Below are 3,165 nucleotides of genomic sequence, written 5' to 3'. Positions count from 1 at the left end.
GAATCACTGTGGTCTGCATTGATGTTAATTGGGCCTGATAAAGCTCTATTTACTACTGATAAAATTATTGGTAGTCTTGATGATGATGCTATATATAATTCTTCTACCATTAAAGCAAGTCCATTAGCAGATGTTGCTGTTACTGTTCTTGCTCCTGCAGCCTGTGATCCGATACAGGCTGACATTGCACTGTGCTCAGATTCTACTGGTACAAATTCTGTATCTACTCTTCCATCTGATACATATTTAGAAAAATACTGTGGTATTTCTGTTGATGGTGTTATTGGAAATGCAGCCATTACATCTGGATTCATCTGGCGTAATGCTGTTGCTGCTGCTTCATTTCCTGATAGTTTTTCTCTAATACTCATTTGATCTCTCCCTCCTTATTCATCTTGTCCTTCTGGAATCATTTCTATTGCATCTACAGGACATACTTCTGCACAAATTGCGCATCCTTTACAGTGATCATAATCAAATTCCAATCTTTTTCCGTCTTTTACTGGAATTGATGTGTCAGGACATACTGGTGCACAAAGCAGACACTGTATACATTTATCTTCTTTAAAGATTGGCTTGTTTACTCTCCAGTCACCTGTGTTAAAGTTTTCTGCATTTCCTGCTGTATGAATTGTTCCTCCAGCTGTAAGCTCTTTCCAGGTCATTGTTTCATTCATTTCTTTAGCCATGTGCGTTCACCTCTTTTAACGCTTTTTTTACTGCTGCTACGTTACCATCTATTACCTCTGGTTTAGAAGCAAACTTCTTTTTAAATAATTTTTCCATTTCAGTTACAAAATCTTCTTCATCCATAATTCCTGCAACTTTTACCAGTGCTGAAAGCATTGGTGTATTAGGAAAATATCTACCTATTGTAGCCATTGAAATCTCTCTTGCGTCTACAGTAAATAGGTCTCCTTTATATCCTTTAAGTTTCTTTCTGATCTTTTCTCCATCTTTAGCTGTATTAACAACTATTGCTCCCTCTTCTTTCAAACCTGCTGTAACATTTACACTTTCTAAAAGTGTCTCATCTACTACTACAACATAATCTGGTTTGTAGATATTGGAGTGTACTCTTATTTTGTCATCGCTTATTCTGTTGTATGCTGTGATTGGAGCTCCCATTCTTTCTGGTCCGTACTCTGGGAAACCCTGTACATATTTGCCGGTAGAAAATGCCGCGTCTGCTAAAAGCAGAGAAGCTGTCTTAGCTCCCTGGCCGCCTCTACCATGCCATCTGATCTGCATCATATCTCTTACACTTCCTTTCTGGGGTTGTTTAAAATTTATCCTTTACCTATATTATTATGCATATTCTATGCCGAAACTTAAAATAATTTAAAATAATTTAATTTTCCTATTATTTTTTGTTTTTGTTTTAATTCAAGACTGATATTGATGTTTTAAATAATAATTGGATAAAGATAGTTCTATTTTTAAATTATTTTTTATCTTTTCTTTAAAATTAACTCTATTTTTTATAACTAAGTAAAGAATAGTTTACACCTAAATAAAATAGAGAAAATAGGTGAATAATAGAGTTAATAGCTTTTTATTGAATAAAATATTCTAAAGTTATGTAAACATAAATTGCCGTTGTTAAATTATTTTTACTTGTCTGAAATATAAATCTTTTATTTTTCTATACAGTATAAGTTATTATCAAATTTTATCAAATAATTTTTTAAATCATCTATAACACTTAGCTCATCTTCCTGATTTATCAGTACTCTTTCAAAAAAATCGGCTATTTTTTTCATATCTTTTTCTTTCATACCTCTGCGGGTTATTTCCGCTGTTCCAATTCTAATTTCACGATCTGGACCTCCAAAATCATCAGAGCTTAGGATCTGGCTTTTTTCTAGCATTCTTGCAGCTTTATAGCTGCCACCAAACTCACTAACATCCATTAAGATTAAATGACTTTCGGTGAATCCTCTTTCTTTAGCAAGTACATTAAAACCTTTGTTATCAAGCTCTTCAGCAAGAGCTTTAGAGTTTTGGATTATTTGTTTGCCGTACTTATCTCCAAATTTTTTCATCTCCAAAATAGCTGCAGCAAGAGCGGGCAATCGATTAATATGATGACTGGTTACGAGGCTTGGTATGACTTCATTTACCTTAAGCATAATCTCTTTTGAATTAGAAAGAATAATACCCCCTTGAGGACCAGGGAATGATTTATGAGTACTGCAAAATACCGCATCAGCTCCCTGTTCTAAAGGGTTTGGGAAAACTCCTCCTGCAATTAAACCACTGATATGAGAGGAATCATGGATTAAATATGCTCCAACGTCATTTGCTGCTTCAGCTATCTTTTCAACAGCTTCCGGGAAGAGCATACCAGAGCTTCCAAGGATAATTAATTTAGGCTTTTTTTCTTCTATTTCTTTAATAAATTTTGCAGTGTCTATAGTTTGATTCTCTTTATATGGTATAGCTTCGACGTTAAACACTCTATCAAAATGTCCTACTGTATCTGCCATTGGTTCAATCAAACCATGACCCCAGTTTTCTAATACAACTTCCATAATTAAATCATCAGGATCAGTTAAAGCTAAAACTGTCGCAACTCCAGCAATATGGCCCCCAATTGGTCGCAAATCACAATATTTGGCCTTAAATATATCTTTAACAAGATCTTGAGTTTTAGTTTCAATTTCTTTTATGTATTTATTACCTGTGTACTCGCGTTCTTCTCCCTCTAAACCCTCATAACAGCCATATCTTCCAACTAAATCAGAATTTAGATATTCGCCAATGACAGGATTTATGTAATTTTCTGAAGCAATTAAATTAAGACAATTATTTCTATAATTATTATGTTTGTCCAGCAATTCATCAATTTCTTTTAAAGAATTAAATATATTAATCACCTTCTTTTTTTAAAATCTTAATTTTAAATCAAAAAATAGACTGCTGGTGTGGCTCCAGCAGTCTTTTATTTTATAATGACAAAGCATTTTATAACATAATGTTATAATTTATTCTAACAATTTGTAATAATTATAACACTTTGTTTTTTAAAATTTAAGCGAAATTTAGCTTCACCCTATTAAAACTATAATTTTACTTTTCTCCACACTTAACTAGAAGCTTTTCCCAGCGGTGGTCTACTTCTGCCTGAATTTCTTCTATCATATCTTTTTTCTCTGCTTTTGT

The 3,165-nt window shown here is 33.1% G+C and carries 3 protein-coding genes and 1 pseudogene; all 4 read right to left on the bottom strand.

Annotation, left to right across the window (positions count from 1 at the left end):
• A pseudogene (gene porA, locus C7954_RS13415) lies at window positions 1–371 on the bottom strand (pyruvate ferredoxin oxidoreductase); the annotation flags it as partial.
• 15 nt (window positions 372–386) lie between these two features.
• Window positions 387–689: a 4Fe-4S binding protein gene (locus C7954_RS13410; protein ID WP_134060304.1), complete on the bottom strand. Its 303-nt coding sequence runs from the start codon at window positions 687–689 to the stop codon at window positions 387–389.
• Window positions 682–1,254, bottom strand: a complete 573-nt coding sequence (locus C7954_RS13405; protein ID WP_089721066.1) for a 2-oxoacid:acceptor oxidoreductase family protein — start codon at window positions 1,252–1,254, stop codon at window positions 682–684. The genes C7954_RS13410 and C7954_RS13405 overlap by 8 nt, the downstream gene beginning before the upstream one ends.
• 383 nt (window positions 1,255–1,637) lie before the next feature.
• Complete coding sequence (locus C7954_RS13400) at window positions 1,638–2,879, bottom strand: aminotransferase class I/II-fold pyridoxal phosphate-dependent enzyme (protein WP_134060302.1); 1,242 nt, start codon at window positions 2,877–2,879, stop codon at window positions 1,638–1,640.
• Between the last annotated feature and the right edge of the window lie 286 nt (window positions 2,880–3,165).

Origin of the sequence: Halanaerobium congolense, from assembly GCF_004366375.1 — a bacterium.
Lineage (GTDB): Bacteria > Bacillota > Halanaerobiia > Halanaerobiales > Halanaerobiaceae > Halanaerobium > Halanaerobium congolense.
The sequence above is the reverse complement of the archived record's forward strand: the minus strand, read 5'-3'. Positions and strand labels throughout refer to the sequence as shown.

Excerpts from the sequence above, each read along its gene's own strand:
- C7954_RS13410 (WP_134060304.1), bottom strand. The coding sequence starts at position 689 with ATGGCTAAAGAAATGAATGAAACAATGACCTGGAAAGAGCTTACAGCT.
- C7954_RS13405 (WP_089721066.1), bottom strand. The coding sequence starts at position 1,254 with ATGATGCAGATCAGATGGCATGGTAGAGGCGGCCAGGGAGCTAAGACA.